14 protein-coding genes and 1 pseudogene are annotated in these 24,067 nt (G+C 70.0%); 11 read left to right on the top strand and 4 right to left on the bottom strand.

The features are described 5' to 3' along the window. The first annotated feature begins 267 nt into the window (after positions 1-267). The 9 genes and pseudogenes from OG452_RS07955 (at position 268) to OG452_RS07915 (ending at position 14,410) form a co-directional block, all read left to right on the top strand. Entirely contained in the window at positions 268-5,754 is a 5,487-nt protein-coding gene (locus OG452_RS07955) for a HAMP domain-containing protein (protein WP_327294918.1), read from the top strand. Between the two features lie 255 nt (positions 5,755-6,009). Continuing rightward, positions 6,010-6,689 (top strand): annotated as a pseudogene (locus tag OG452_RS07950) (response regulator). Between the two features lie 144 nt (positions 6,690-6,833). Beyond that, complete coding sequence (locus OG452_RS07945) at positions 6,834-9,611, top strand: DNA translocase FtsK (RefSeq protein ID WP_327294917.1); 2,778 nt, start codon at positions 6,834-6,836, stop codon at positions 9,609-9,611. 230 nt (positions 9,612-9,841) lie between these two features. Next, positions 9,842-10,651, top strand: coding sequence for a helix-turn-helix domain-containing protein (locus OG452_RS07940; RefSeq protein WP_327294916.1), 810 nt, complete (start codon positions 9,842-9,844; stop codon positions 10,649-10,651). A 48-nt stretch (positions 10,652-10,699) separates the two neighbouring features. Continuing rightward, complete coding sequence (rimO, locus tag OG452_RS07935) at positions 10,700-12,163, top strand: 30S ribosomal protein S12 methylthiotransferase RimO (RefSeq protein ID WP_327294915.1); 1,464 nt, start codon at positions 10,700-10,702, stop codon at positions 12,161-12,163. After that, positions 12,160-12,816 carry a CDP-diacylglycerol--glycerol-3-phosphate 3-phosphatidyltransferase gene (gene pgsA / locus OG452_RS07930; RefSeq protein ID WP_327294914.1) on the top strand — a complete coding sequence of 219 codons (657 nt, stop codon included), beginning with the start codon at positions 12,160-12,162 and terminating at the stop codon, positions 12,814-12,816. The genes rimO and pgsA overlap by 4 nt, the downstream gene beginning before the upstream one ends. Further along, entirely contained in the window at positions 12,813-13,322 is a 510-nt protein-coding gene (locus OG452_RS07925) for a CinA family protein (RefSeq protein ID WP_327294913.1), read from the top strand. Before pgsA ends, OG452_RS07925 begins: the two co-directional genes overlap by 4 nt. Positions 13,323-13,431: 109 nt before the next feature. Then, entirely contained in the window at positions 13,432-13,815 is a 384-nt protein-coding gene (locus tag OG452_RS07920) for a helix-turn-helix domain-containing protein (RefSeq protein WP_327294912.1), read from the top strand. A 124-nt stretch (positions 13,816-13,939) separates the two neighbouring features. Further along, complete coding sequence (locus OG452_RS07915) at positions 13,940-14,410, top strand: Dps family protein (protein WP_327294911.1); 471 nt, start codon at positions 13,940-13,942, stop codon at positions 14,408-14,410. A gap of 515 nt (positions 14,411-14,925) precedes the next feature. Here the strand turns inward: OG452_RS07915 and OG452_RS07910 are convergent. The 4 genes from OG452_RS07910 to OG452_RS07895 form a co-directional block, all read right to left on the bottom strand. After that, positions 14,926-15,705, bottom strand: coding sequence for an SDR family NAD(P)-dependent oxidoreductase (locus tag OG452_RS07910; RefSeq protein ID WP_327294910.1), 780 nt, complete (start codon positions 15,703-15,705; stop codon positions 14,926-14,928). A 36-nt stretch (positions 15,706-15,741) separates the two neighbouring features. After that, positions 15,742-16,605 (bottom strand): Fpg/Nei family DNA glycosylase, encoded by an 864-nt coding sequence (locus OG452_RS07905; protein WP_327294909.1) that lies wholly within the window; start codon positions 16,603-16,605, stop codon positions 15,742-15,744. A gap of 57 nt (positions 16,606-16,662) precedes the next feature. Further along, positions 16,663-21,288, bottom strand: a complete 4,626-nt coding sequence (locus tag OG452_RS07900; protein ID WP_327294908.1) for an ATP-dependent helicase — start codon at positions 21,286-21,288, stop codon at positions 16,663-16,665. Between the two features lie 92 nt (positions 21,289-21,380). Next, the gene (locus OG452_RS07895; protein WP_327294907.1) at positions 21,381-22,295 is read right to left on the bottom strand and encodes a hypothetical protein; all 915 of its coding nucleotides are present in this window, start codon (positions 22,293-22,295) and stop codon (positions 21,381-21,383) included. Between the two features lie 79 nt (positions 22,296-22,374). On the opposite strand from OG452_RS07895, the gene OG452_RS07890 reads away from it, so the two are divergent. Both OG452_RS07890 and OG452_RS07885 read left to right on the top strand, forming a co-directional pair. Beyond that, positions 22,375-22,569, top strand: coding sequence for a DUF3046 domain-containing protein (locus OG452_RS07890; RefSeq protein WP_327294906.1), 195 nt, complete (start codon positions 22,375-22,377; stop codon positions 22,567-22,569). A 265-nt stretch (positions 22,570-22,834) separates the two neighbouring features. After that, positions 22,835-24,007 carry an AI-2E family transporter gene (locus OG452_RS07885; protein ID WP_327299549.1) on the top strand — a complete coding sequence of 391 codons (1,173 nt, stop codon included), beginning with the start codon at positions 22,835-22,837 and terminating at the stop codon, positions 24,005-24,007. The last annotated feature ends 60 nt before the right edge of the window (positions 24,008-24,067 follow it).

The raw sequence follows: 24,067 nt of genomic DNA, 5'->3' as shown, positions 1-24,067 counted from the left end.
GTTGTCGGCCCGCCCCTCGCTGCCCGGTGGTAGTGCTGGTGCCTCCGCCCCCGCCGGGCGGACCGGGACGGTTGGACAGCCGGATGCCAGGTTACTTACCTTCGCTGTCCGTTTGGGTGCCGGTTACTGGGTTTCCGCTCCGAGTCTGCGGGGACGGGTATCCAAAGCTGCCGAACTGTTATGGCCTGGTCCTGCCATGGTGAAACACTGGGCTAGCTTCTCGATTACAGCCCGGGCAGTACGGCCAACCCCTGCGGGAGGGACACGGTGGAGTCTGGCACGGCGGCGCGTGACAAGAACACGCGCGCAAAAAGCGGACAGTCGCCAAAAAAGCGACACCACGGGACAACTGAAGTGGATACCGCCGCCCTGGACAGACTTCTGACGGCTCTGGCCGCGATGCGTGACGGGAACTTCCGGCGGCGGCTGACGGTCTCGGGCGAGGGCACGATGGCCGAGATCGCGGCCGTCTTCAACGAGGTCGCCGACCGGAATCTCCATCTGACGGGTGAGATCGCCCGGGTGCGCAGGATGGTGGGCCGCGAGGGGAAGCTCACCGAGCGGCTGGAGACCGGGGCCCTGGAGGGCTCCTGGGCCGTCGCGATCGATGCGTCGAACGAGCTGGTGGACGATCTCGCGCGGCCGGTGTCCGAGGTCGGCAGGGTGCTGTCTGCGGTGGCCGAGGGTGACCTCGAACAGCGGATGGACCTGCGCTCGCAGGCCATGGACGGGGTGGAGCGGCCGCTGCGCGGTGAGTTCCTGAAGGTCGCCCGTACCGTCAACAACCTGGTCGACCAGTTGTCGGCGTTCACCGACGAGGTGACGCGCGTCGCACTGGAGGTCGGTACCGAGGGCAAGCTCGGCGGTCAGGCTCAGGTGCGCGGTATGTCCGGTTCGTGGAAGGGTCTCACGGATTCGGTGAACACCATGGCGTACCGGCTGACCGCGCAGGTGCGTGACATTGCTCTCGTCACGACCGCTGTCGCCCGAGGCGATCTGTCACGCAAGGTCACCGTCCATGTGGCTGGAGAGATGCTCCAGCTGAAGAACACCGTCAACACGATGGTCGATCAGCTGTCCTCGTTCTCGTCCGAGGTGACACGCGTCGCGCGTGAGGTGGGTACGGAGGGCGAGCTCGGCGGTCAGGCGGCTGTGCCCGGTGTGGCCGGCGTGTGGAAGGACCTCACCGACTCGGTGAACACGATGGCCGGGAACCTGACGTCGCAGGTGCGCGGCATCGCGGAGGTCACCACCGCGGTCGCCAACGGCGATCTCTCGCAGAAGGTCACGGTGAGCGCGCGCGGCGAGGTCGCCCAGCTCGCCGAGACCATCAACCAGATGACGGAGACGCTGCGTACCTTCGCGGACGAAGTGACCCGGGTGGCCAGCGAGGTCGGCGCCGAGGGGCTGCTGGGCGGCCAGGCGCAGGTGCCGGGCGCCGCGGGCACCTGGAAGGACCTCACGGACTCCGTCAACACCGTCTTCCGCAACCTCACGACGCAGGTGCGGGACATCGCCCAGGTGACGACGGCGGTCGCCAACGGTGACATGACGCAGAAGGTCACGGTGAACGTGGCCGGGGAGATGCTGGAGCTGAAGAACACCGTCAACACGATGGTGGACCAGCTGCAGTCCTTCGGTTCCGAAGTGACCCGGGTGGCCCGTGAGGTCGGGGTCGAGGGCCGTCTCGGCGGGCAGGCCGAGGTGCCGGGCGCGGCGGGTACCTGGAAGGACCTCACCGACTCGGTGAACACGGCCTTCCGTAACCTCACCGGCCAGGTGCGGGACATCGCGCAGGTCACGACGGCGGTCGCCAACGGCGATCTGTCGCAGAAGGTCACCGTGGACGTGGCCGGGGAGATGCTGGAGCTGAAGAACACCGTCAACACGATGGTGGCGCAGCTCTCCTCGTTCGCCGATCAGGTCACGCGGATGGCGCGTGACGTCGGTACGGAGGGCCGGCTCGGCGGGCAGGCCCGGGTGGACGGCGTCAGCGGTACCTGGAAGGAACTCACCGACTCCGTCAACTTCATGGCGGGGAACCTCACGTCTCAGGTGCGCCAGATCGCCCAGGTGACCACCGCGGTGGCCCGTGGTGATCTGTCGCAGAAGATCGACGTGGACGCCCGTGGCGAGATCCTTGAACTGAAGAACACCATCAACACGATGGTCGACCAGCTCTCCGCCTTCGCCGAGCAGGTGACCAGGGTCGCCCGCGAGGTCGGTACGGACGGCCGGCTCGGCGGTCAGGCGCAGGTGCCCGGTGTGGCCGGGGTGTGGCGCGATCTGACCGACTCCGTGAACGGGATGGCGGGCAACCTCACCGCACAGGTCCGCAACATCGCGCAGGTCGCGACCGCGGTGGCCCGGGGTGACCTGTCGCAGAAGATCGACGTGGACGCGCGCGGCGAGATCCTGGAGCTCAAGAACACCCTGAACACCATGGTCGACCAGCTGTCGTCGTTCGCGGAGCAGGTGACGCGGGTCGCGCGCGAGGTGGGCACCGAGGGGATCCTGGGTGGTCAGGCCGAGGTCCAGGGGGTCTCCGGTACCTGGAAGGACCTCACCCAGTCCGTCAACTTCATGGCGAACAACCTGACCTCGCAGGTACGGAACATCGCAGAGGTGACCACGGCGGTCGCCAAGGGCGATCTGTCGAAGAAGATCACTGTCGACGCCAAGGGCGAGATCCTGGAGCTGGTCACGACCGTCAACACGATGGTCGACCAGCTGTCGTCGTTCGCGGAGCAGGTGACGCGGGTGGCCCGGGAGGTCGGCACCGAGGGCATCCTCGGCGGCCAGGCGCGGGTGCGCGGGGTCACCGGCATCTGGGAAGACCTCAGCGACAACGTGAACCTGATGGCCAACAACCTGACCAGTCAGGTGCGGAACATCTCCCAGGTCGCCACGGCGGTCGCCAACGGTGATCTGACCAAGAAGGTCACCGTGGAGGCACGCGGCGAGGTCGCGCAGCTCGCGGACACGGTCAACACCATGGTGACGACGCTGTCCTCGTTCGCGGACGAAGTGACGCGGGTGGCGCGTGAGGTGGGTACGGACGGTTCGCTCGGCGGTCAGGCCCGGGTGCCGGGAGTCGCCGGTACGTGGAAGGACCTCACCGAGTCGGTGAACTCGATGGCGTCCAATCTGACCGGGCAGGTGCGCCAGATCGCCACGGTCACCACGGCCATCGCCAAGGGCGACCTGACGAAGAAGATCGACATCGACGCCCAGGGCGAGATCCTGGAGCTGAAGACCACCATCAACACGATGGTCGACCAGCTGTCGAGCTTCGCCGAGCAGGTGACCAGGGTGGCCCGTGAGGTGGGCACCGAGGGCCAGCTGGGCGGTCAGGCGCGGGTGCGCGATGTGGACGGCACCTGGCGCGACCTGACCGAGTCGGTGAACGAGATGGCCGGGAACCTGACCCGTCAGGTGCGCGCCATCGCGGCCGTTGCCACCGCGGTGACCCGCGGCGATCTCAATCTCAAGATCGATGTGGACGCCGCCGGCGAGATCCAGGCGCTGCAGGACAACATCAACACGATGATCGCCAACCTGCGTGACACCACGGTCGCCAACAAGGAGCAGGACTGGCTCAAGGGCAACCTGGCCCGTATCTCCGGTCTGATGCAGGGGCGCCGGGAACTGGTGGACGTGGCGTCGCTCATCATGAGCGAGCTCACGCCGGTGGTCTCGGCCCAGCACGGCGCGTTCTTCCTTGCGGTGCCGACCGGGTCGGCCGCGGAGAGCGGCGCGGGCGCCGAGGACGCGTACGAGCTGCGGATGCACGGCAGTTACGGATACTCCGCCGGCTCCATGCCGACGACGTTCCGGCCGGGGGAGACGCTCATCGGCACAGCCGCCGAGGAGAAGCGCACGATCCTGGTGGAGAACGTGCCGCCGGGATACCTGAAGATCTCGTCCGGTCTCGGCGAGGCGCCGCCCGCCCACGTGATCGTGCTGCCGGTGCTCTTCGACGGGAATGTGCTCGGGGTGATCGAGCTGGCCTCCTTCCAGCCCTTCACGCACATCCAGAAGGACTTCCTCAACCAGATCGCCGAAATGATCGCGACGAGCGTCAACACCATCAGCGTCAATTCGAAGACCGAGGTGCTGCTCAAGCAGTCGCAGGAGCTGACCGAGCAGCTGCGGGAGCGTTCGGCCGAACTGGAGAACCGGCAGAAGGCACTTCAGGCGTCCAATGCCGAACTGGAGGAGAAGGCCGAGCTGCTGGCCCAGCAGAACCGCGATATCGAGGTGAAGAACACCGAGATCGAGGAAGCCAGGCAGGTGCTGGAGGAGCGTGCCGAGCAGCTCGCGGTCTCGATGCGCTACAAGTCCGAGTTCCTGGCCAACATGTCTCACGAGCTGCGGACACCGCTCAATTCGCTGCTGATTCTCGCCAAGCTGCTCGCCGACAACGCCGAGGGGAATCTCTCCCCGAAGCAGGTGGAGTTCGCGGAGACGATTCACGGTGCGGGTTCGGATCTGCTCCAGCTGATCAACGACATTCTGGACCTGTCCAAGGTCGAGGCGGGCAAGATGGATGTCAGCCCGACCCGGATCGCGCTGGTCCAGCTGGTCGACTATGTCGAGGCCACCTTCCGGCCGCTCACGGCCGAGAAGGGCCTGGACTTCTCCGTACGGGTCTCGCCCGAACTGCCCGCGACGCTGCACACGGACGAGCAGCGGCTGCTGCAGGTGCTGCGCAACCTCCTCTCCAACGCGGTGAAGTTCACCGACACCGGGGCGGTGGAGCTGGTCATCAGGCCCGCCAACGCCAACGTGCCGAACGCCATCCGTGAGCAGCTGCTCGAAGCGGGCTCGCTGCGCGACGCGGACGCGGATCTGATCGCCTTCTCGGTCACCGACACGGGGATCGGTATCGCGTCGAGCAAGATGCGGGTGATCTTCGAGGCGTTCAAGCAGGCGGACGGGACCACCAGCCGCAAGTACGGCGGTACGGGCCTCGGCCTGTCCATCAGCCGGGAGATCGCACGGCTGCTCGGCGGTGAGATCCACGCGGCGAGCGAACCGGGGCGCGGTTCGACGTTCACGCTCTATCTGCCGCTGCACGCCAGCGAGCTGCCTCCCCAGGGGTATCCGCAGCTGACGCCGGGCAGCCGGGAGCGGATGCCCGGCGGGACCGACGAAGGGGTGCGGGACGAGGCGGGCCAGGCGCCCGGCATGGCGCCCACGGACGGCCAGGGCGGCCCCGCGGAGCTCTTCCGCCGGCGGCGCCGCAGGTCGCTGGGGCCGTCCGGCGGACAGACGGCGCTGCCCGCCAGTTCAGGTGTGCAGGCGGCGACCTCGGAGCCCGAGACGTGGGGGGAGGAGACCGGGGAGGCGGCGAAGCCGCGCCGCGTCTTCCAGTTCAGCGGCGAGAAGGTACTGATCGTCGACGACGACATCCGCAACGTTTTCGCGCTCACCAGCGTTCTCGAACAGCACGGCCTCGCGGTGCTGTACGCGGAGAACGGGCGTGAGGGCATCGAAGTCCTGGAGCAGCACGACGATGTGACGCTCGTACTGATGGACATCATGATGCCGGAGATGGACGGCTATGCGACGACGACGGCCATCCGCAGGATGCCGCAGTTCGCCGGGCTGCCGATCATCGCGCTCACCGCGAAGGCGATGAAGGGCGACCGGGAGAAGGCCATCGAATCCGGCGCTTCCGACTATGTCACCAAGCCTGTGGATCCTGATCATTTGCTCACGGTAATGGAACAGTGGATGAGCGGTGAGTGATCGGTTGATGGGTAAATCTCTATGAGTTGCTGACTGGCTGTGGCCGGAGGCGTGTGAGGCGCGCATATTCGGGGAACCTTCTGGTCTCCCGGCGCGTTCCTGCTACATGTGCCGTGACATCGCGGTGACATAGCGGTGACAGGGTGTGGCGACGGGCGGGGTGCGGTTACCATGACCGGCACAAGGACGGACGGCGTTACGGAGCTGTCCCCTGGGGCGGCGCCCGGTGCACTGCCGGGACGAGGAGGACGGGCCATGGTGCAGAAGGCCAAGATCCTCCTGGTCGATGACCGGCCGGAGAATCTGCTGGCGCTGGAGGCCATTCTCTCCGCGCTCGATCAGACACTGGTGCGGGCATCGTCCGGGGAGGAAGCGCTGAAAGCGCTGCTGACGGATGATTTCGCAGTGATTCTGCTGGACGTCCAGATGCCGGGGATGGACGGTTTCGAGACCGCAGCGCACATCAAGCGGCGGGAGCGGACCCGGGACATCCCGATCATCTTCCTCACCGCGATCAACCACGGGCCGCACCACACGTTCCGGGGTACGCCGCGGGGGCTGTGGATTACATCTCGAAGCCCTTCGACCCGTGGGTGCTGCGCGCGAAGGTGTCGGTCTTCGTCGAGCTCTACATGAAGAACTGCCAACTGCGTGAGCAGGCGGCGCTGCTGCGCCTCCAGCTCGACGGCAGCACTCCCGCCGTCGGCGACACCAAGGAGCCCGCCGGGCTGCTGGCCGAACTGTCCGCACGGCTCGCGGCAGTTGAGGAGCAGGCCGAGGCGCTCTCCAAGCAGCTCGACGAGGAGTCGGCTGACGCTGCCGCGGTCGCGACCGCGGCCCATCTGGAGCGCAAACTCACCGGTCTCCGCAGGGCACTGGACGCGCTGGAGCCGGGCACGGGTGGCCCGGCTGCCGCGCTCCCCTCGCAGAGTTGACGGCCTGTCCGTCAGTGGCCGCTGCTGAGGGCGTGTCACCACGCGTTGCCGCGCGTCAAGAAGGTGTGTTCACCTTGGCGACACGAACGGGTGAAGCGGTCAGCACACGTGTCCGTCGCGGCGGACACAGGTAACCTCGGCTCCATGGCCTCACGTACGTCCGGCAAGGGTTCCCCAGGGGCGGCGGGCACCGCCAAGCCGCGTGCCGGCCGTACCGGCCCAGCCAAGAAGGCGGCTCCGGTGAAGAAGACCGCTGCCAAGAAGACCGCCCCCGCGAAGCGCGCACCCGCCAAGAAGGCGGCGGCGAAGCCCGCACCGAAACCGGCGCCGTCCCCTACCGGCGGCGTGTACCGGCTCGTACGGGCCGTCTGGCTCGGAGCCGCCCACGGCGTGGGGGCGATGTTCCGCGGCATAGGACGGGGCGCGAAGGGCCTCGACCCGGCCCACCGCAAGGACGGGGTCGCCCTGCTCCTCCTCGGTCTGGCGCTCGTCATCGCGGCCGGCACCTGGTCGAATCTGCACGGCCCGGTCGGCGATCTGGTCGAGATGCTGATCACCGGTGCGTTCGGCAGGCTCGACCTGCTGGTCCCGATACTGCTGGGCGCCATCGCCGTACGGCTGATCCTCCACCCGGAGAAGCCGGAGGCGAACGGCCGGATCGTCATCGGGCTCTCCGCACTGGTCCTCGGGGTGCTCGGCCAGGTCCACATCGCCTGCGGCGCTCCCGGCCGCGGGGACGGCACATCGGCCATGCAGGACGCCGGCGGCCTGATCGGCTGGGCCGCGTCCAAGCCGCTGATCTTCCTGATGGGCGACGTCCTCGCGGTACCGCTCCTCCTGCTGCTGACCGTCTTCGGGCTGCTGGTCGTCACAGCCACCCCCGTCACCGCCATTCCGCACCGGCTCAGGGCGCTCGGGGCCCGGCTGGGCATCGTCGACCCCGAGCCGGCCACTGGCGGGGCGCACGAGGAAGACGACGAGCGGTACGAGGAGCAGTGGCGCGAGTCGCTGCCGGCCGGGCGCCGCCCGGCCGCACCGCGCGGCCGTACCTCCGAGTTCTACGACGCCGAAGCCGCCGAGGAGCAGGCGCTCACCAAGCGCCGCGGCAAGCCGCGCAGGCCCTCCGTACAGCCCGCGCCCGGCCGGCCGATGGACGCCGTGGATGTCGCGGCCGCGGCTGCCGCCGCGCTGGACGGAGCCGTGCTGCACGGGCTGCCGCCCTCCCCGCTCGTCGCGGATCTGACCCAGGGCGTCTCCGTCGAACGCCCCGAGGCCACCCCGTCCGGCACGCCGGCCGCAGCGCCCGTGCCGTCGGCCCGCGAGTCGGCGGGAGCCGCGAAGTCCGGGGGGCCGGGGGCCGCCGTACCCGACCTGACCAAGAAGTCCCCGAAGCCGCCCGAGTCCCAGCCGCTGCCCTCCCGCGCCGAACAGCTCCAGCTCTCCGGCGACATCACCTACTCGCTGCCCTCGCTGGACCTGCTGGTGCGCGGTGGCCCGGGCAAGACCCGCAGCGCCGCCAACGACGCGGTCGTCGCCTCGCTGTCGAACGTCTTCATGGAGTTCAAGGTCGACGCGGCCGTCACCGGCTTCACCCGTGGCCCGACCGTCACCCGCTACGAGGTGGAGCTGGGCCCGGCCGTGAAGGTCGAGCGGATCACCGCGCTCACCAAGAACATCGCCTACGCGGTGGCCAGCCCGGACGTGCGGATCATCTCTCCGATCCCGGGAAAGTCCGCGGTCGGTATCGAGATCCCCAACACCGACCGCGAGATGGTCAACCTCGGCGATGTGCTGCGCCTCGCGGACGCGGCCGAGGACGACCACCCGATGCTGGTGGCGCTCGGCAAGGACGTCGAGGGCGGCTACGTGATGGCCAACCTGGCGAAGATGCCGCACGTCCTGGTCGCGGGCGCGACCGGCTCCGGGAAGTCCTCCTGCATCAACTGCCTGATCACCTCGGTGATGGTGCGGGCCACACCCGAGGACGTACGGATGGTGCTGGTCGACCCCAAGCGCGTCGAGCTGACCGCGTACGAGGGCATCCCGCACCTGATCACCCCGATCATCACCAACCCCAAGAAGGCCGCCGAGGCGCTCCAGTGGGTCGTGCGCGAGATGGACCTGCGGTACGACGACCTCGCGGCGTACGGCTACCGGCACATCGACGACTTCAACCAGGCCGTGCGCAGCGGCAAGGCCAAAGCACCCGAGGGCAGCGAGCGCGAGCTCTCCCCGTATCCGTATCTGCTGGTCATCGTCGACGAGCTCGCCGACCTGATGATGGTCGCGCCGCGTGACGTCGAGGACTCCATCGTCCGGATCACCCAGCTCGCGCGGGCCGCCGGCATCCACCTGGTTCTGGCCACCCAGCGGCCGTCGGTCGACGTCGTCACCGGTCTGATCAAGGCCAACGTGCCCTCGCGCCTCGCCTTCGCCACCTCCTCGCTCGCCGACAGCCGGGTCATTCTCGACCAGCCGGGGGCCGAGAAGCTGATCGGCAAGGGCGACGGGCTCTTCCTCCCGATGGGGGCGAACAAACCGACCCGTATGCAGGGCGCCTTCGTCACCGAGGAGGAGGTCGGTGAGATCGTCCAGCACTGCAAGGACCAGATGGCACCGGTCTTCCGCGACGACGTGATGGTCGGGACGGCCAAGAAGAAGGAGATCGACGGAGACATCGGCGACGATCTCGATCTGCTCTGCCAGGCGGCCGAACTGGTCGTCTCCACTCAGTTCGGCTCGACGTCGATGCTCCAGCGCAAGCTGCGCGTCGGCTTCGCGAAGGCGGGCCGGCTGATGGATCTTATGGAATCGCGGAACATCGTCGGGCCCAGCGAGGGCTCGAAGGCCCGCGATGTGCTGGTGAAACCGGACGAAGTCGACGGTGTGCTAGCGGTCATCCGCGGAGAGACCGAGCCGTAGCCCATCGGAGGGCAACCGTTTCCCCCGGCCGTACGTCAATTTGGACAGGAACCGGAGAGAAAAGGACCGGGGATGTCCCGCACCCGGGTTGTCTCCCGGCCCGTCCGGCGGGTCGTCCGATGATCCGCCGACCTGATGGCGTACAAAGTGCGCGCTCAGGTTGCTCCACCCTTTCACCGCCCCCCTAGACTGAACATCCAGCAGGTGGCTCACGCTCGAAAGGCGCCCACGTGTCCATCGGCAACTCCCCCGAAGACGACCGCCCTTCCATCGGTCACACCCTCCACCAGGCACGGATCGCCGCAGGTCTGACGGTTGAGGAAGTCAGCTCGGTGACACGGGTGCGCATCCCCATCGTGCACGCGATCGAGCAGGACGACTTCTCCCGCTGCGGCGGCGATGTGTACGCCCGCGGTCACATCCGCACGCTGGCGCGCGCCGTCGCCGTCGACCCGGCGGCTCTGGTCGACCAGTACGACGCGGAGCACGGCGGCCGTCCCGAACCCACCCCGGTCGCACCGCTCTTCGAAGCGGAACGCATCAAGCCGGAGCGCCGCCGCCCGAACTGGACGGCGGCCATGGTCGCGGCGATCGTCGTCGTGGTCGGCTTCGTCGGGTTCACCGCGTTCAGCGGCGGCAGCAGCACCAAGGGCGGCAAGCAGGTCGCCGAAGGCCCCACGACCGCCACGAAGGGGGCCAGCCCCAAGCCCAGCAAGCCGGCCGATCCCAAGCCCAGCACTCCCGCCGCTTCGGACAGCGCCATCGCGGCCGTGCCGAAGGACAAGGTGACGGTGAAGCTGTCCGCCGTCGACGACAAGAGCTGGATCTCCGCGAAGGCACACAACGGAAAGCTGCTCTTCGACGGTGTGCTGGCCAAGGGCGAGTCCAAGACCTTCACGGACGCGCAGCAGGTCGATCTGATCCTCGGCAACGCCGGCGCGATCCAGTTGTTCGTCAACGGCAAGGACGTCCACAACGACTTCCAGACCGGCCAGGTCGAGCGTCTCTCGTACACCAAGGGCGACCCCGAGGCGGGCTGATCACCCTCGCGGAACGGGCGTGGGCCGGGACAAAGTAGTCTTGAGCCCATGCCCGAACGCCGTACCGTCGCCCTTGTCACTCTTGGCTGCGCCCGTAACGAGGTGGACTCGGAGGAGCTCGCAGGCCGCTTGGCAGCGGACGGCTGGGACCTCGTCGAGGACGCCGCCGCCGCGGACGTGGCCGTCGTCAACACCTGTGGATTCGTCGAAGCCGCCAAGAAGGACTCCGTCGACGCCCTGCTCGAAGCCAACGATCTCAAGGATCACGGCAGGACGCAGGCCGTCGTAGCCGTCGGCTGTATGGCCGAGCGGTACGGCAAGGATCTCGCCGAAGCGCTGCCCGAGGCCGACGGGATCCTCGGATTCGACGACTACGCCGATATCTCCGACCGCCTCCAGACCATTCTGAACGGCGGGATCCACGCCTCGCACACCCCGCGGGACCGCCGTAAGCTGCTGCCGATCAGCCCGGCCGAGCGCCAGGGGACGGCCGGTGTGGCGCTTCCCGGCCATGCGCAGGACACCCCGCCGGACGACCTGCCGGAGGGTGTCGCGCCGGTCTCCGGGCCGCGGGCACCGCTGCGCCGCAGACTCGGCGACAGCCCGGTGGCCTCCGTGAAGCTGGCCTCAGGCTGCGACCGGCGGTGCTCCTTCTGTGCCATCCCGTCCTTCCGCGGCTCCTTCATCTCGCGGCGCCCGTCCGATGTGCTCGGGGAGACGCGCTGGCTTGCCGAACAGGGTGTCAAGGAGGTCATGCTGGTCTCCGAGAACAACACCTCGTACGGCAAGGACCTCGGCGACATCCGGCTCCTGGAGACGCTGCTGCCCGAGCTCGCCGAGGTCGAGGGCATCGAGCGGATCCGGGTCAGCTATCTGCAGCCCGCCGAGATGCGGCCCGGGCTCATCGACGTCCTGACGTCGACGCCGAAGGTCGCCCCGTACTTCGACCTCTCCTTCCAGCACTCGGCGCCCGGAGTGCTCCGCGCGATGCGCCGCTTCGGGGACACCGACCGGTTCCTGGAACTGCTCGACACGATCCGCGGCAAGGCGCCTCAGGCCGGTGCGCGCTCCAACTTCATTGTGGGCTTCCCCGGCGAGACCGAGAGCGACCTGGCCGAACTGGAGCGCTTCCTCACCGGCGCGCGGCTCGACGCCATCGGGGTCTTCGGCTACTCCGACGAGGACGGCACCGAGGCGGTCGGCTACGAGAACAAGCTGGACGCGGAGGTCATCGCCGAACGGCTCGAACACATCTCGCGGCTCGCCGATGAGCTGACCGCGCAGCGGGCCGAGGAGCGGCTGGGAGAGACCCTCTCGGTGCTGGTGGAGTCCGTGGACGGCGAGGACGGCGCCGTGGGCCGGGCCGCGCACCAGGCGCCCGAGACGGACGGGCAGGTCGTGTTCACGGCAAGCGAGGGCCTGGTCCCCGGCCGTATGGTCGTGGCGAAGGTGGTCGGGACCGAAGGTGTCGACCTGGTGGCCGAATGTCTTGGTGAGGAGGCAGCCAGATGACCGGAGTCCCGGCATCCGCTACGGGCGGTACCGGTGCCAAGCCGGCGCCCGCCGGAAAGCTGGGCGCTGCGGTGGTCAACCAGGTCAGTCTGTGGAACGTCGCGAATCTGCTGACCATGGTGCGGCTGGTGCTCGTGCCGGGGTTCGTGCTGCTGCTGCTCCATGACGGGGGCTACGACCCGGTCTGGCGGGCCTGGGCCTGGGCGGCCTTCGCCGTCGCGATGATCACCGATGTCTTCGACGGCCATCTGGCACGTACGTACAACCTGGTCACCGACTTCGGGAAGATCGCCGACCCCATCGCCGACAAGGCGATCATGGGAGCAGCGCTGATCTGTCTCTCGTACCTCGGGGATCTGCCCTGGTGGGTGACCGGCGTGATTCTGTTCCGGGAGCTCGGGATCACCCTGATGCGGTTCTGGGTGATCAGGCACGCGGTCATTCCGGCCAGCCGCGGCGGCAAGATCAAGACACTCGCGCAAGGCGCGGCGGTCGGGATGTACGTGCTGGCCCTGACCGGACCGCTGGCGACCATGCGGTTCTGGGTGATGGCGGTCGCCGTGGTACTGACCGTGGTGACCGGGCTCGACTACGTGCAGCAGGCCGTGACCGCACGCCGCAAGGGGCTCGCGGCCGAGCGGGCCGCCCGGTGAGTTCGGCGGCCCGGGTGCTGGAGCTCCTGGCGGCCCGGGGCGAGACCCTCGCCGTCGCCGAGTCGCTGACCGGTGGTCTGCTGGCCGCCGAGCTCACTTCCGTCTCTGGCGCCTCCCGGGTCTTCCGCGGGTCCGTCACGGCGTACGCAACGCCCCTCAAGCAGGAAGTCCTCGGCGTCGACGGGGCTCTGCTGGCCGAGCGCGGCGCGGTGGACCCCGGGGTCGCCCGGCAGATGGCGGCCGGGGTGCGAAGGGTGCTGGGCGCGGACTGGGGGATGGCCACCACCGGAGTCGCCGGTCCTGACATGCAGGACGGGCAGCCGGTCGGGACGGTGTACGTCGCGGTTTGCGGACCCGGCGGGGCAGAGAATATGGCCCCGCTGCGGTTGAACGGGGACCGGGCGGAAATCCGTAGGGAGAGCGTGCTGGGTGTTCTCGGACTGCTCTGCGATGAACTCCGCGCGAATGCGCGGACACAGGATACGGAAGAGAACGGGGGGAATTGATGTTTGCAGCCCTGAGTGAACACGACATCGCTCCCCGCACGGCCGCGGCGCAAGGCGGTACGGTGGGGCGTGAAGGATGCGGCTACGCGGTCCGAGGAGGGAGCCACCGATGATTCTGCTCCGTCGCCTGTTGGGTGACGTGCTGCGTCGGCAGCGCCAGCGCCAGGGCCGTACTCTGCGCGAAGTCTCCTCGTCCGCCCGAGTCTCTCTCGGTTATCTGTCCGAGGTGGAGCGGGGGCAGAAGGAGGCATCCTCCGAGCTGCTCTCCGCTATCTGCGACGCGCTTGACGTACGGATGTCCGAGCTCATGCGGGAAGTGAGTGACGAGCTGTCGCTCGCGGAGCTGGCCGAGTCGGCAGCGTCGACTGAGCCCGTACCGGTGCCGGTACGCTCGATGCTCAATTCCGTTTCCGTGACGTCGGTCGCGGGTGTTCCTGCCGAGCGGGTCACGATCAAGGCGCCCGCCGAAGCCGTGAATGTAGTAGCGGCCTAGTACGTGCTTACGGCTCCGGCCGGTCCTCAGGGGCCGGACGGAGCCATTTTTCCGCCCTGGGTGTCCGCTTTATGGATATTTGTGCCATGGTGATGGAAACGTACGAACACATGGGAGGCCTCGCATGTCAGGCGTGAAGAGCTCTCTGCCCGAAGCCGACCTGAAGGTGGTCGGAGACGCGCTGCAGGGCGCGCTCGCGGATCTGGTGGATCTGTCGCTGGTCGCCAAGCAGGTGCACTGGAACGTGGTCGGGCCGCGCTTCCGGTCGGTCCATCTCCAGCTCGACGAGGTGGTCGACACCGCGAGGCAGTACACGGACACGGTGGCCGAGCGGGCCTCGGCGATCGGTGTGACGCCGGACGGCCGGGCCTCGACGGTTTCCAAGACCAGCGCGATCCGGGAGGTCGCCGAGGGGCGGATCAGCGACACCGACGCCGTACGGACGCTGGTGGCAGCGCTCGGCGCCGTCATCACGCGGATGCGGGAGCGGATCGCGGCGACCGATGCTCCGGACCCGGTGACGCAGGATCTGCTCATCGGGGTCACCGCCGCCCTGGAGAAGCACGCCTGGATGTACCAGGCGGAGAACGCGTAACCGTGCGGATACGCGCCGGGCGGGCGCCTTGGGCGCCCTCCCGCCGGGTGATGAGGCCCGGTCGGTGCGCCGGTCGGTGTCACCGGCGGTGGCGCGGTCGGAAAGGGCTCCCGGGTGCTGGGCCGTGCTAGGCATCGGTGCGCCTTTCCGGGTGCGGCACCGGCGTCAGCCGGAGGAAGCGGCCGTGGTCCAGCGGTGGGTGCCGGCGGTGATGCTGGCTTTAATAGCGGGCGGTATGTGGTGGTGGGCCGTCCTGCGACTGGTGCTGGCGCCCGGTGAGTCCGGGCCGCTGGAAGGCGCTGTCGCAGTCGGAGGGTGGGGGCTGAGCCTGCTGCCGGTGCATGTGGTCGAGCTTCCGGGCGGCCGCTCCCCGGCGTGGCGGCGAGTAGGTTCCCGGCGCTCCGCCGGGGCGTGGCGGCGCCGGTCTGCTGTGTCTCGTTCTGCTGCGCCCCGGGCTGCTCTGCGCCTATCCGCTCTGTCTCGGCCTGCGCTGCTTCGGTCTGCTGTGCGCCGTTCTACCAGGGCATGGCGACGCCGCCGTTCGGGCGCAGGATCTGACCCGTCGTGAACGCGGCGGCGTCGGATGCCAGGTGCAGTACGGCATGCGCGATCTCCTCGGGTGCGCCCACCCGGCCCAGCGGCGACATCCGGGACATCAGGGCCGCGGTGTGTGCCTGGGCTTCGCTGTTGTTGTGCCGCTCCGTCATGGGGGTACGGATCCAGCCGGGGGCGACCGCGTTGACCCGGATTCCGTGCGGGCCGACCTCGGTCGCGAGTGTCTTCGTCAGCTGGAAGACGGCCGCTTTCGTCACGCCGTAGCAGAGCAGCCCCGGCCCGCCGGTGTCCACGGCGCCCGACGCCATCGTGACGATGCTTCCCGCCGTACCGGTCGCGATCATGCTGCGGGCCGTGGCCTGGCAGGCGTACAGCACGCCCTTGAAGTTGACGGCGAGGACGCGGTCCAGATCCTCGTCCCGTGTCTCCAGTACCGGACTGCTGTGCATGATCCCCGCGACGGCCGCCAGAACGTCCAGCCGGCCCGAGGCCGCGGCGGCCGCCTCGACGGCTGCCTCCACGCTGCTGCGGTCGGAGACGTCCAGCGGATGCGGATGTGCGGCGCCGCCCGCTCGGGCGATCGTGGACACGGTCTCGCGCAGGCCCGCTTCGTCGCGGTCCGCGCAGTGGACGGTCGCGCCTGCTTCCGCCAGAAGTACCGCGCTGGCGCGGCCGATGCCGCTCGCGGCGCCGGTGATGAACGCGGTGCGGCCGGTGAGTTCGTACGCCGTGACGGGCATGACGGGACCGTACGACTGAAACTGACGGCCCGTCAACTAGAGGGTGGGCGGGGGCTGGGGCTTGGTGGGGACGGCGGGGTCGGTGGGACTGCCGGGGGCGGCGAGGCTGGTGGGGCCCGTTTGGCAGGTGGGGCACCAGTACGTCGGGCGTTCACGGCTGGCGTTGCCGCTGTCGGTCCGGTTGGCCCGGCGTACGGAGGTGCCGCAGCGCAGACAGGGGCGGGGCGCGCGTCCGTAGACGTACAGACGTTGGTTCGGCCGGCCCGTCGTGGTGCGGACCGGGCGGTCGCGGTTGGCCTCCAGGAGTTTCTTCGCGACGGTCACCGCTCTTTCCGGCCGGGGCAGTTCGCCAACGGGCAGCCAGGGCGTGGCGCGCAGTACGAAGCAGATCTCCGCAGCGAAGACATTGCCGATACCGGCGAGGTTGCGCTGGTCGAGAAGGGCTTCGACGAGCGGTCGGCCGGGATCTGCCAGCAGGTTGGTGAGCGCTCTGCCCGGCTCCCAGTCGGGGCCCAGGAGATCCGGGCCGAGGTGGCCCACGACCGTGCTCTCCTCGGCGGTCCGTAGCAGTTCCAGCACGGGGAGGCGGTAGCCGACGGCGGTGTGCCCGGCCGTTCCGATCACGGCGCGGATCTCGTACGAGGGGCCGCCGCGCCAGCGCTCGCCCGGTGCGTAGACCTTCCAGGCGCCGTCCATCCGCAGATGGCTGTGCAGGGTGAGGCCGCCCTCGATGCGCATCAGCAGATGTTTGCCGCGCGGGGTGACGTCGAGGATGGTCCGCCCGGTGAGGTCGGCGGTGGCGAATCGCGGAACGCGCAGGTCGAACCGGGTGACGGTGTGGCCGGCGAGCGCCGTGTGCAGCCGCCGGGCGGCCTGGTGGACGCTGTCTCCTTCGGGCATGTCTCCATGATGCGGGCCATTCGGTGCGGGCTCCTCACTGATTCGGGGCCGCCACCGTCAGCCTCTCAGCCGCAGCCCCCTCGGCGTGGCGACGAAACCGGCTGCCTCCAGGGTCCGGCCCAGGTCGGAGGTGAGGGCGGACGCGCCGTTGGTGCGCTCCACGGTCACGGTGCCCAGCGCGCCCGAAGCCGCCGCCGCGGCAAGTGCCTGTCCGGCGGCCAGCAGTCCGGGGTGGTCGGGCTCGGTGGGCCAGGCCAGCAGGCTCTTGCCACCGCGCTCCATGTAGAGGATCAGCTCTCCGTCCACCAGGACGACCAGAGCGCCCGCCTTGCGTCCGGGCTTGTGGCCCACCCCGCCCGGGGACTCCGGCCAGGGCAGCGCCGCTCCGTACGCGTTCGCCGGATCCGCCGCGGCGAGCACCAGTGCCCGGCCCGGCGCCCCTGAATCCGTACGGTCGCGGGCGGTGGCCGCCGCGCGCAGCCGGTCGACCGCGCCGTCCATCGCGAACTGGGCCGCGCCCAGGCCCTCCACGACATAGCCCCGCCGTGCCTGCCCGCTGTCCTCGAACGCGGAGAGGATGCGGTAGACCGCGGAGAAGCCGCCCTCGACCCCCTCGGCCGATACCGCGCCGCGGGTGACGACACCGTGCCGGTCCAGGAGCGTACGGGCCAGGGCGTGCGCGCGGTGGGTCGCCTCCGGCTCGGCGGCCGGGAGCAGGGACCACCGGCCCGCCACGGTCGGCGGGCCGGTCCGCGAGACGGGGCGCGCCGCCGCGGTGAGGGTGCCGTACCGCCCCCGCGGGACCATGCGGCGGGCCCGGTGGGCGGTGGAGCCGGCCGTCCGGCCCGAGCCGAGCAGGGAGCGGAGCGGAGCCAGGGTGTCGTTGGTCAGCCTCCCCGACCAGGCCAGGTCCCAGATGGCGTCGGCCAGTTGGGGATCGGTGCAGTCCGGGTGGGTGGTGGCGCGGACGTGGTCCTTGAGCTGGCGGAAGAAGAGTCCGTAGCCGGGGGCCAGGGCCTGGAGAACGGACTCGTGCAGTGCGCTCAGTTCCAGTGGGTGGGGTGGTGGAACGAGCAGCGGTGCGCTGTCCGCGAGGAAGAGGGAGATCCAGCCGTCCTTGCCGGGGAGAGCGCCCGCACCGGCCCAGAGGACCTCCCCGGTGGTGGTGAGTTCGTCCAGGAGCGCCGGTGTGTAACCGGAGACCCGTGACGGCAGGATCAGTCTCTCCAGGGCGGAGGCGGGGACGGGCGCCCCCTGGAGCTGCTCGACGGCGCGCGCCAGGCCGTCGATGCCCCGCAGACTGCCGGCCCCGAGGTGCTGCCACTGCGGCAGGAACGAGGCGAGCGCCTCGGGCGGTACCGGTTCGAGCTCCTCGCGCAGTGCCGCGAGGGAGCGGCGGCGGAGCCTGCGCAGCACCGTGGCGTCGCACCACTCCTGGCCGATGCCGGACGGGTGGAACTCGCCCTGGACGACCCGGCCCGCCGAGGCGAGCCGCTGCAGCGCGCCGTCCGTGACCGCGCTGCCCAGGCCGAAGCGGGCCGCCGCCGTCGACGAGGTGAACGGGCCGTGTGTCCGTGCGAAGCGGGAGAGCAGATCGCCGAGTGGATCCTTGACCGGCTCGGTGAAGGCCTCGGGGACGCCCACCGGGAGGGCGGTGCCGAGCGCGTCACGCAGTCTGCCCGCGTCCTCGATCGCCGCCCAGTGGCCGGTGCCCGCGATACGGACCCGGATGGCCCGGCGGGAGGCCGCGAGGCCGGATGCCCAGTGCGGCTCCGCCCCGCGCTCGGCCAGCTCGGCGTCGGTCAGCGGGCCGAGCAGCCGCAGCCGGTCCGCGACCCCCTCGGCGTCCTTGATCCGCCGGTCATCCGTCAGCCACTGGAGCTCGCGCTCCAGCTCGTCCAGCACGTCGGCGTCCAGCAGCTCGCGCAGCTCGGCCCGTCCGAGCAGCTCGGCAAGGAGCCGGGAGTCCAGCGAGAGGGCCGCCGCCCGGCGCTCGGCGAGCGGGGAGTCGCCCTCGTACAGGAACTGGGCGACATAGCCGAAGAGCAGCGAGCGGGCGAACGGTGAGGGCTCGGCCGTGGTGACCTCGACGAGGCGGACGCGGCGCGACTCGATGTCGCCCATCAGCTCGGTGAGACCCGGTACGTCGAACACGTCCTGAAGGCATTCACGTACGGCTTCCAGGACGATGGGAAACGAGCCGAACTCGCTCGCGACCTGGAGGAGTTGAGAGGCCCGCTGGCGCTGCTGCCACAGTGGTGTCCGCTTGCCGGGGCTGCGGCGCGGCAGGAGGAGGGCGCGGGCGGCGCACTCACGGAAACGGGAGGCGAAGAGGGCCGAGCTGCCGACCTGGTCGGTGACGATCTGATTGATCTCGCCCTTGTCGAAGGCCACGTCGGCCGCTCCGAGCGGGGCCTGCTCGGTGTCGTACTCGACGCCCGGTGCGGCCGGATCGCCGTCCAGCAGGTCGAGGCCCATCAGATCGGCGTCGGGGAGCCGCAGCACGATCCCGTCGTCGGCGTGCATGACCTGGGCATCCATCCCGTACCGCTCGGAGAGCTTGGCGCCGAGTGCGAGCGCCCAGGGTGCGTGCACCTGCGCGCCGAACGGGGAGTGGACGACCACCCGCCAGTCGCCCAGCTCGTCCCGGAACCGCTCCACGACGATGGTCCGGTCGTCCGGCACATGGCCGCAGGCGCGGCGCTGCTCGTCCAGGTAGGAGAGGACGTTGTCAGCGGCCCAGGCATCGAGTCCGGCAGCGAGCAGCCGCAGCCGGGCGTCGTCCGGGGCGAGGCCGCCCACCTCACGGAGGAACGCGCCCACGGCGCGGCCCAGTTCGAGCGGGCGGCCCAGCTGGTCGCCCTTCCAGAACGGCAGCCGGCCCGGCACGCCCGGGGCCGGGGTGACCAGCACCCGGTCGCGGGTGATGTCCTCGATACGCCAGGACGTGGTGCCGAGGGTGAAGACGTCGCCCACCCTGGACTCGTAGACCATCTCCTCGTCCAGTTCGCCGACCCGCCCGCCGCCCTTCTTGGGGTCGGCACCGGCGAGGAAGACTCCGAAGAGGCCGCGGTCGGGGATGGTGCCGCCGGAGGTGACAGCGAGGCGCTGCGCCCCTGGGCGGCCCGTGACCGTACCGGCGATCCGGTCCCACACCACGCGCGGACGCAACTCCGCGAAGGCGTCCGACGGATAGCGTCCGGCGAGCATGTCCAGGACCGCCGTGAAGGCGGACTCGGGAAGCGCGGCGAACGGTGCCGCGCGGCGCACCACCGCCAGCAGGTCGTCGGCCTGCCAGCTGTCGAGAGCCACCATGGCGACCAGCTGCTGAGCCAGTACGTCCAGCGGGTTCGACGGGACCCGCAGCGCCTCGATCGAGCCGGTCCGCATCCGCTCGGTCACCACGGCGGCCTGCACCAGGTCCCCCCGGTACTTGGGGAAGACGACGCCCGTGGAGACGGCGCCCACCTGGTGCCCCGCGCGCCCCACCCGCTGGAGGCCGGAGGCCACCGACGGCGGTGACTCGACCTGGATGACCAGATCGACCGCCCCCATATCGATCCCGAGCTCAAGACTTGAGGTGGCCACCACGGCAGGCAGCCGGCCCGCCTTGAGATCCTCCTCGACCTGGGCCCGCTGCTCCTTGGACACCGAGCCGTGGTGGGCGCGGGCGAGCAGCGCCGGCGCGCCCTTGGCGGCGCCCGACTCGGCCATCACCTCGGCGGGGGAGTGGGCCTCCGGCATGATCTCGCCGGTGGCCCGCTCGTACGCGATCTCGTTCAGCCTGTTGCACAGGCGCTCCGCCAGCCGGCGGGAGTTGGCGAAGACGATCGTCGAGCGGTGTGCCTGGACCAGATCCGCGATGCGCTCCTCGACATGCGGCCAGATGGAGGGCTTCTCCGCCTTGTCCGGGTCCGTGTCGGACGCCGGGGAGCCGCCCAGCTCACCGAGGTCCTCAACGGGGACGACCACCGAGAGGTCGAACTCCTTGCCGGAGGGTGGCTGCACGATCTCGGCCTTGCGCTGCGGTGAGAGATAGCGGGCGATCTCGTCCACCGGCCTGACCGTCGCGGACAGCCCGATACGGCGGGCCGGGCGCGGCAGCAGCTCGTCCAGCCGCTCCAGGGAGACGGCGAGATGCGCCCCCCGCTTCGTACCGGCCACCGCGTGGACCTCGTCGAGAATCACCGTCTCGACGCCCGCCAGCGCGTCACGCGCGGACGACGTGAGCATCAGGAACAGCGACTCGGGGGTGGTGATCAGGATGTCCGGTGGCCGGAGCGCCATCGACCGCCGCTCGGCGGCGGGGGTGTCGCCGGAGCGGATACCGACACGCAGGTCGGGCTCCGGCAGCCCGAGCCGCACCGACTCCTGGCGGATGCCGGTGAGCGGGCTGCGGAGATTGCGCTCGACGTCGACGGCGAGTGCCTTGAGCGGGGAGACATACAGGACCCGGCAGCGCTTCCTGGCTTCGGCGGGCGGTGGCGCTGACGCCAGCTGGTCGAGGGCGGCCAGGAACGCCGCGAGCGTCTTGCCGGAGCCGGTCGGGGCCACGACCAGCACGTCGGACCCCGCACCGATCGCCCGCCACGCGCCGTCCTGGGCCGGGGTGGGCGCGGAGAAGGCCCCCGTGAACCAGCTACGGGTCGCGGGGGAGAAGGAGTCGAGCGCTGACCTCACCATGTCCCCATCGTGCACCCCGCCACTGACAACCGCCCGGACCTGGGGAAACAACGGAAGTCACGGAGTCATGGGGAACAGCGGCGGGCGAGCGGTCAGGCGATGTCGCGGCCGTGGGCCCGCAGCGTCAGCAGTGCCTGGACCGTCACCATGGGCCGCGCCTCGATCTGCGGGCCCGGCGCCCAGGAACGCCAGTTGACCGGCCAGCCGCCGTCCTCGCGCTGCTCGCCCGCCAGGAAGTCCAGCGAACGGGCCATCTCCTCGTCGGTGAACCAGCCGCGCGCCAGGGAGCCGGGCACCCGCGCGTAGTCGTACGGAAAATGCTGTTCCCCCGGCGCGTACCCGGGCGCGACCGGATACGACGCACGGTCCGCCGGGTCCAGCACGGCCAGCCGCTGCTCCCGCACCAGCCGGCCCAGCCGGTCGGCCGCCGCCTCGGCCCGTGACCGGTCGGGGACGCCGTCCAGGAAGGCGACCGCCGCCTGGATCTCGTACGGGTGGGAGTGCTCCAGCGCGTCGACCGCGTTCCAGCAGAAGTCGGTCGCCCGGAAGAGCCAGGCGTGCCAGACCTCGTTACGGTGCAGCACGCCCACCACGGGCCCGGTGGCCAGCAACTCGCTGGGCGGGTCGTCGACGACCGGGATGAAGGGCGCGCACGGGTAGCCGCGCTGTGAGGGGTGGACCGCGGGGAGTGCGCCGTCCCTGGTGGACACCTCGGTCAGATACCGGCACACCCGCTCCACCCGCATACCGCCGCAGCGCCCCACGGAGTCGAGTACGTGCAGGGCGTGCGCCGTGTGCAGCGGCTGGCTCATCGGGCCGCGCAGATCGGGTTCGAGCGCGTGTCCGTAGCCGCCGTCCTCGTTGAGATGGGCGGCGAGGGCGGCTTCCACCGCGTCGGCGCGTCCGTCGAGGAAGTGGTACGCGAACCGCCGCTGTTCCAGCACCCGGGCCGTCAGCCAGATGAAGTGCTCGGCGCGTGCGAGAGGAGATGCTCCTGTTCCAGCCATGTTCCGAAGGTAGAGCGGAAAGAGCCCAGGGCAAGGGCGGCGGGCGAGGCTGCACTCTCAGGGGCTGGATACTGAAGTCATGCGGTTGACGATTTTCTGGGAGCGGATGGCGGAGCACTTCGGCGAGGGGTACGCCGACTCGTTCGCTCGCGACCATGTGATGGCGGAGCTGGGCGGCCGTACGGTGCACGAGGCACTGGCCGCCGGCTGGGAGACGAAGGACGTCTGGCGGGGCGTCTGCGAGGCGGCGGGCATCCCCGAGGACCGGCGCTGAGCGCGGCTGGGCCCGGGGCGGGCGGCCGGGGTGTCACACGGGTACGCGAGACTGGGCCTGTGCCTCCGACCGCCTGTGCCACCGACCGATGACCGATGAGACTGCCGAGGACCAGATGACCCGGGACGAGACCGCCGCGGACCGGACGACCACCGACCGGACCGCCGCGGACCGGACGACCGCGGGCGGGACGACTGAGGACCGGACTCCGGGCGCCGCGCCGCCCCCTCCCGCCGCCGGGCGTGACGCGCCGGGCCGCGCGTCGATGCCACGCTGGCTGCCCAGGGCCATGGTGCTCGCCCTCGCCCTCGTCGCCTGCTTCCAGCTGGGCAGCTGGGCGTTCTACCAGCTCATCGGGTTGCTGACCAACATCCTCATCGCGTTCTTCCTGGCTCTCGCGATCGAGCCGGCGGTGGGGCGCATGGCGGCGCGCGGAATGCGCCGCGGTCTCGCCACCTTCCTGGTCTTCTCCGGGGTGGCGCTCGCGGCGGCCGGCTTCGTCTTCCTGCTCGGCTCGATGCTGGCCGGGCAGATCGTGGACATGGTCGAGGAGTTCCCCAAGTACCTGGACCTGCTGATCAACTGGACCAACCACACCTTCCACAGCGAGCTGTCGCGGGTACAGGTCCAGGACAGCCTGCTCCACTCGGACTGGCTGCAGAAGTACGTCCAGAACAGCGCGAGCGGTGTGCTCGACGTGTCGACCACCGTGCTGGGCGGTCTCTTCCGGCTTCTGACGATCTTCCTGTTCGCCTTCTACTTCGCGGCCGACGGGCCACGGCTGCGGCGCGCACTGTGCTCCGTACTGCCGCCGTCGAAGCAGACCGAGGTGCTGCGGGCCTGGGAGATCGCGGTCGACAAGACCGGCGGTTACCTCTACTCGCGCGGTGTGATGGCGCTGATCTCCGGCGTCGCGCACTACATCCTGCTGATCGCGCTGAATGTGCCGTACGCCCCCGCGCTCGCCGTGTGGGTCGGACTCGTCTCCCAGTTCATCCCGACCATCGGCACATATCTGGCGGGCGCCCTGCCCATGCTGCTCGCCTTCACGGTGAACCCCTGGTACGCGCTGTGGGTGCTGGTCTTCGTGGTGATCTACCAGCAGTTCGAGAACTACGGGCTCCAGCCGAAGCTCACGGCGAAAGCCGTCGACATCCACCCCGCGGTGGCCTTCGGTTCGGTCATCGTGGGTACCGCGCTGCTGGGGGCGGTCGGTGCGCTGATCGCCATTCCGGCGGTGGCGACCCTCCAGGCGTTCCTGGGCGCCTATGTGAAGCGGTACGACGTGACGGACGATCCGCGTGTCCAGGGCAGGCGCGGACTCCGTGACGCAGCGGGGCGCCGGGACGCGGCCACGGTGCCTGTGCGGCCCAGGGGCTCCCTGTTCCAGGGGCGGGTCCCGCGACCGGGGAACGGCGCCGAGGACACCGACGGCTGAACATCCGCGTGGTGCGCTTGACAGTAAAATCGAACAGCCGTTCTTATGGGGTTCTGGCCC

Source organism: Streptomyces sp. NBC_01197 (assembly GCF_036010505.1).
Classification (GTDB): domain Bacteria; phylum Actinomycetota; class Actinomycetes; order Streptomycetales; family Streptomycetaceae; genus Streptomyces.
This window is presented reverse-complemented; position numbering and strand designations above follow the sequence as displayed.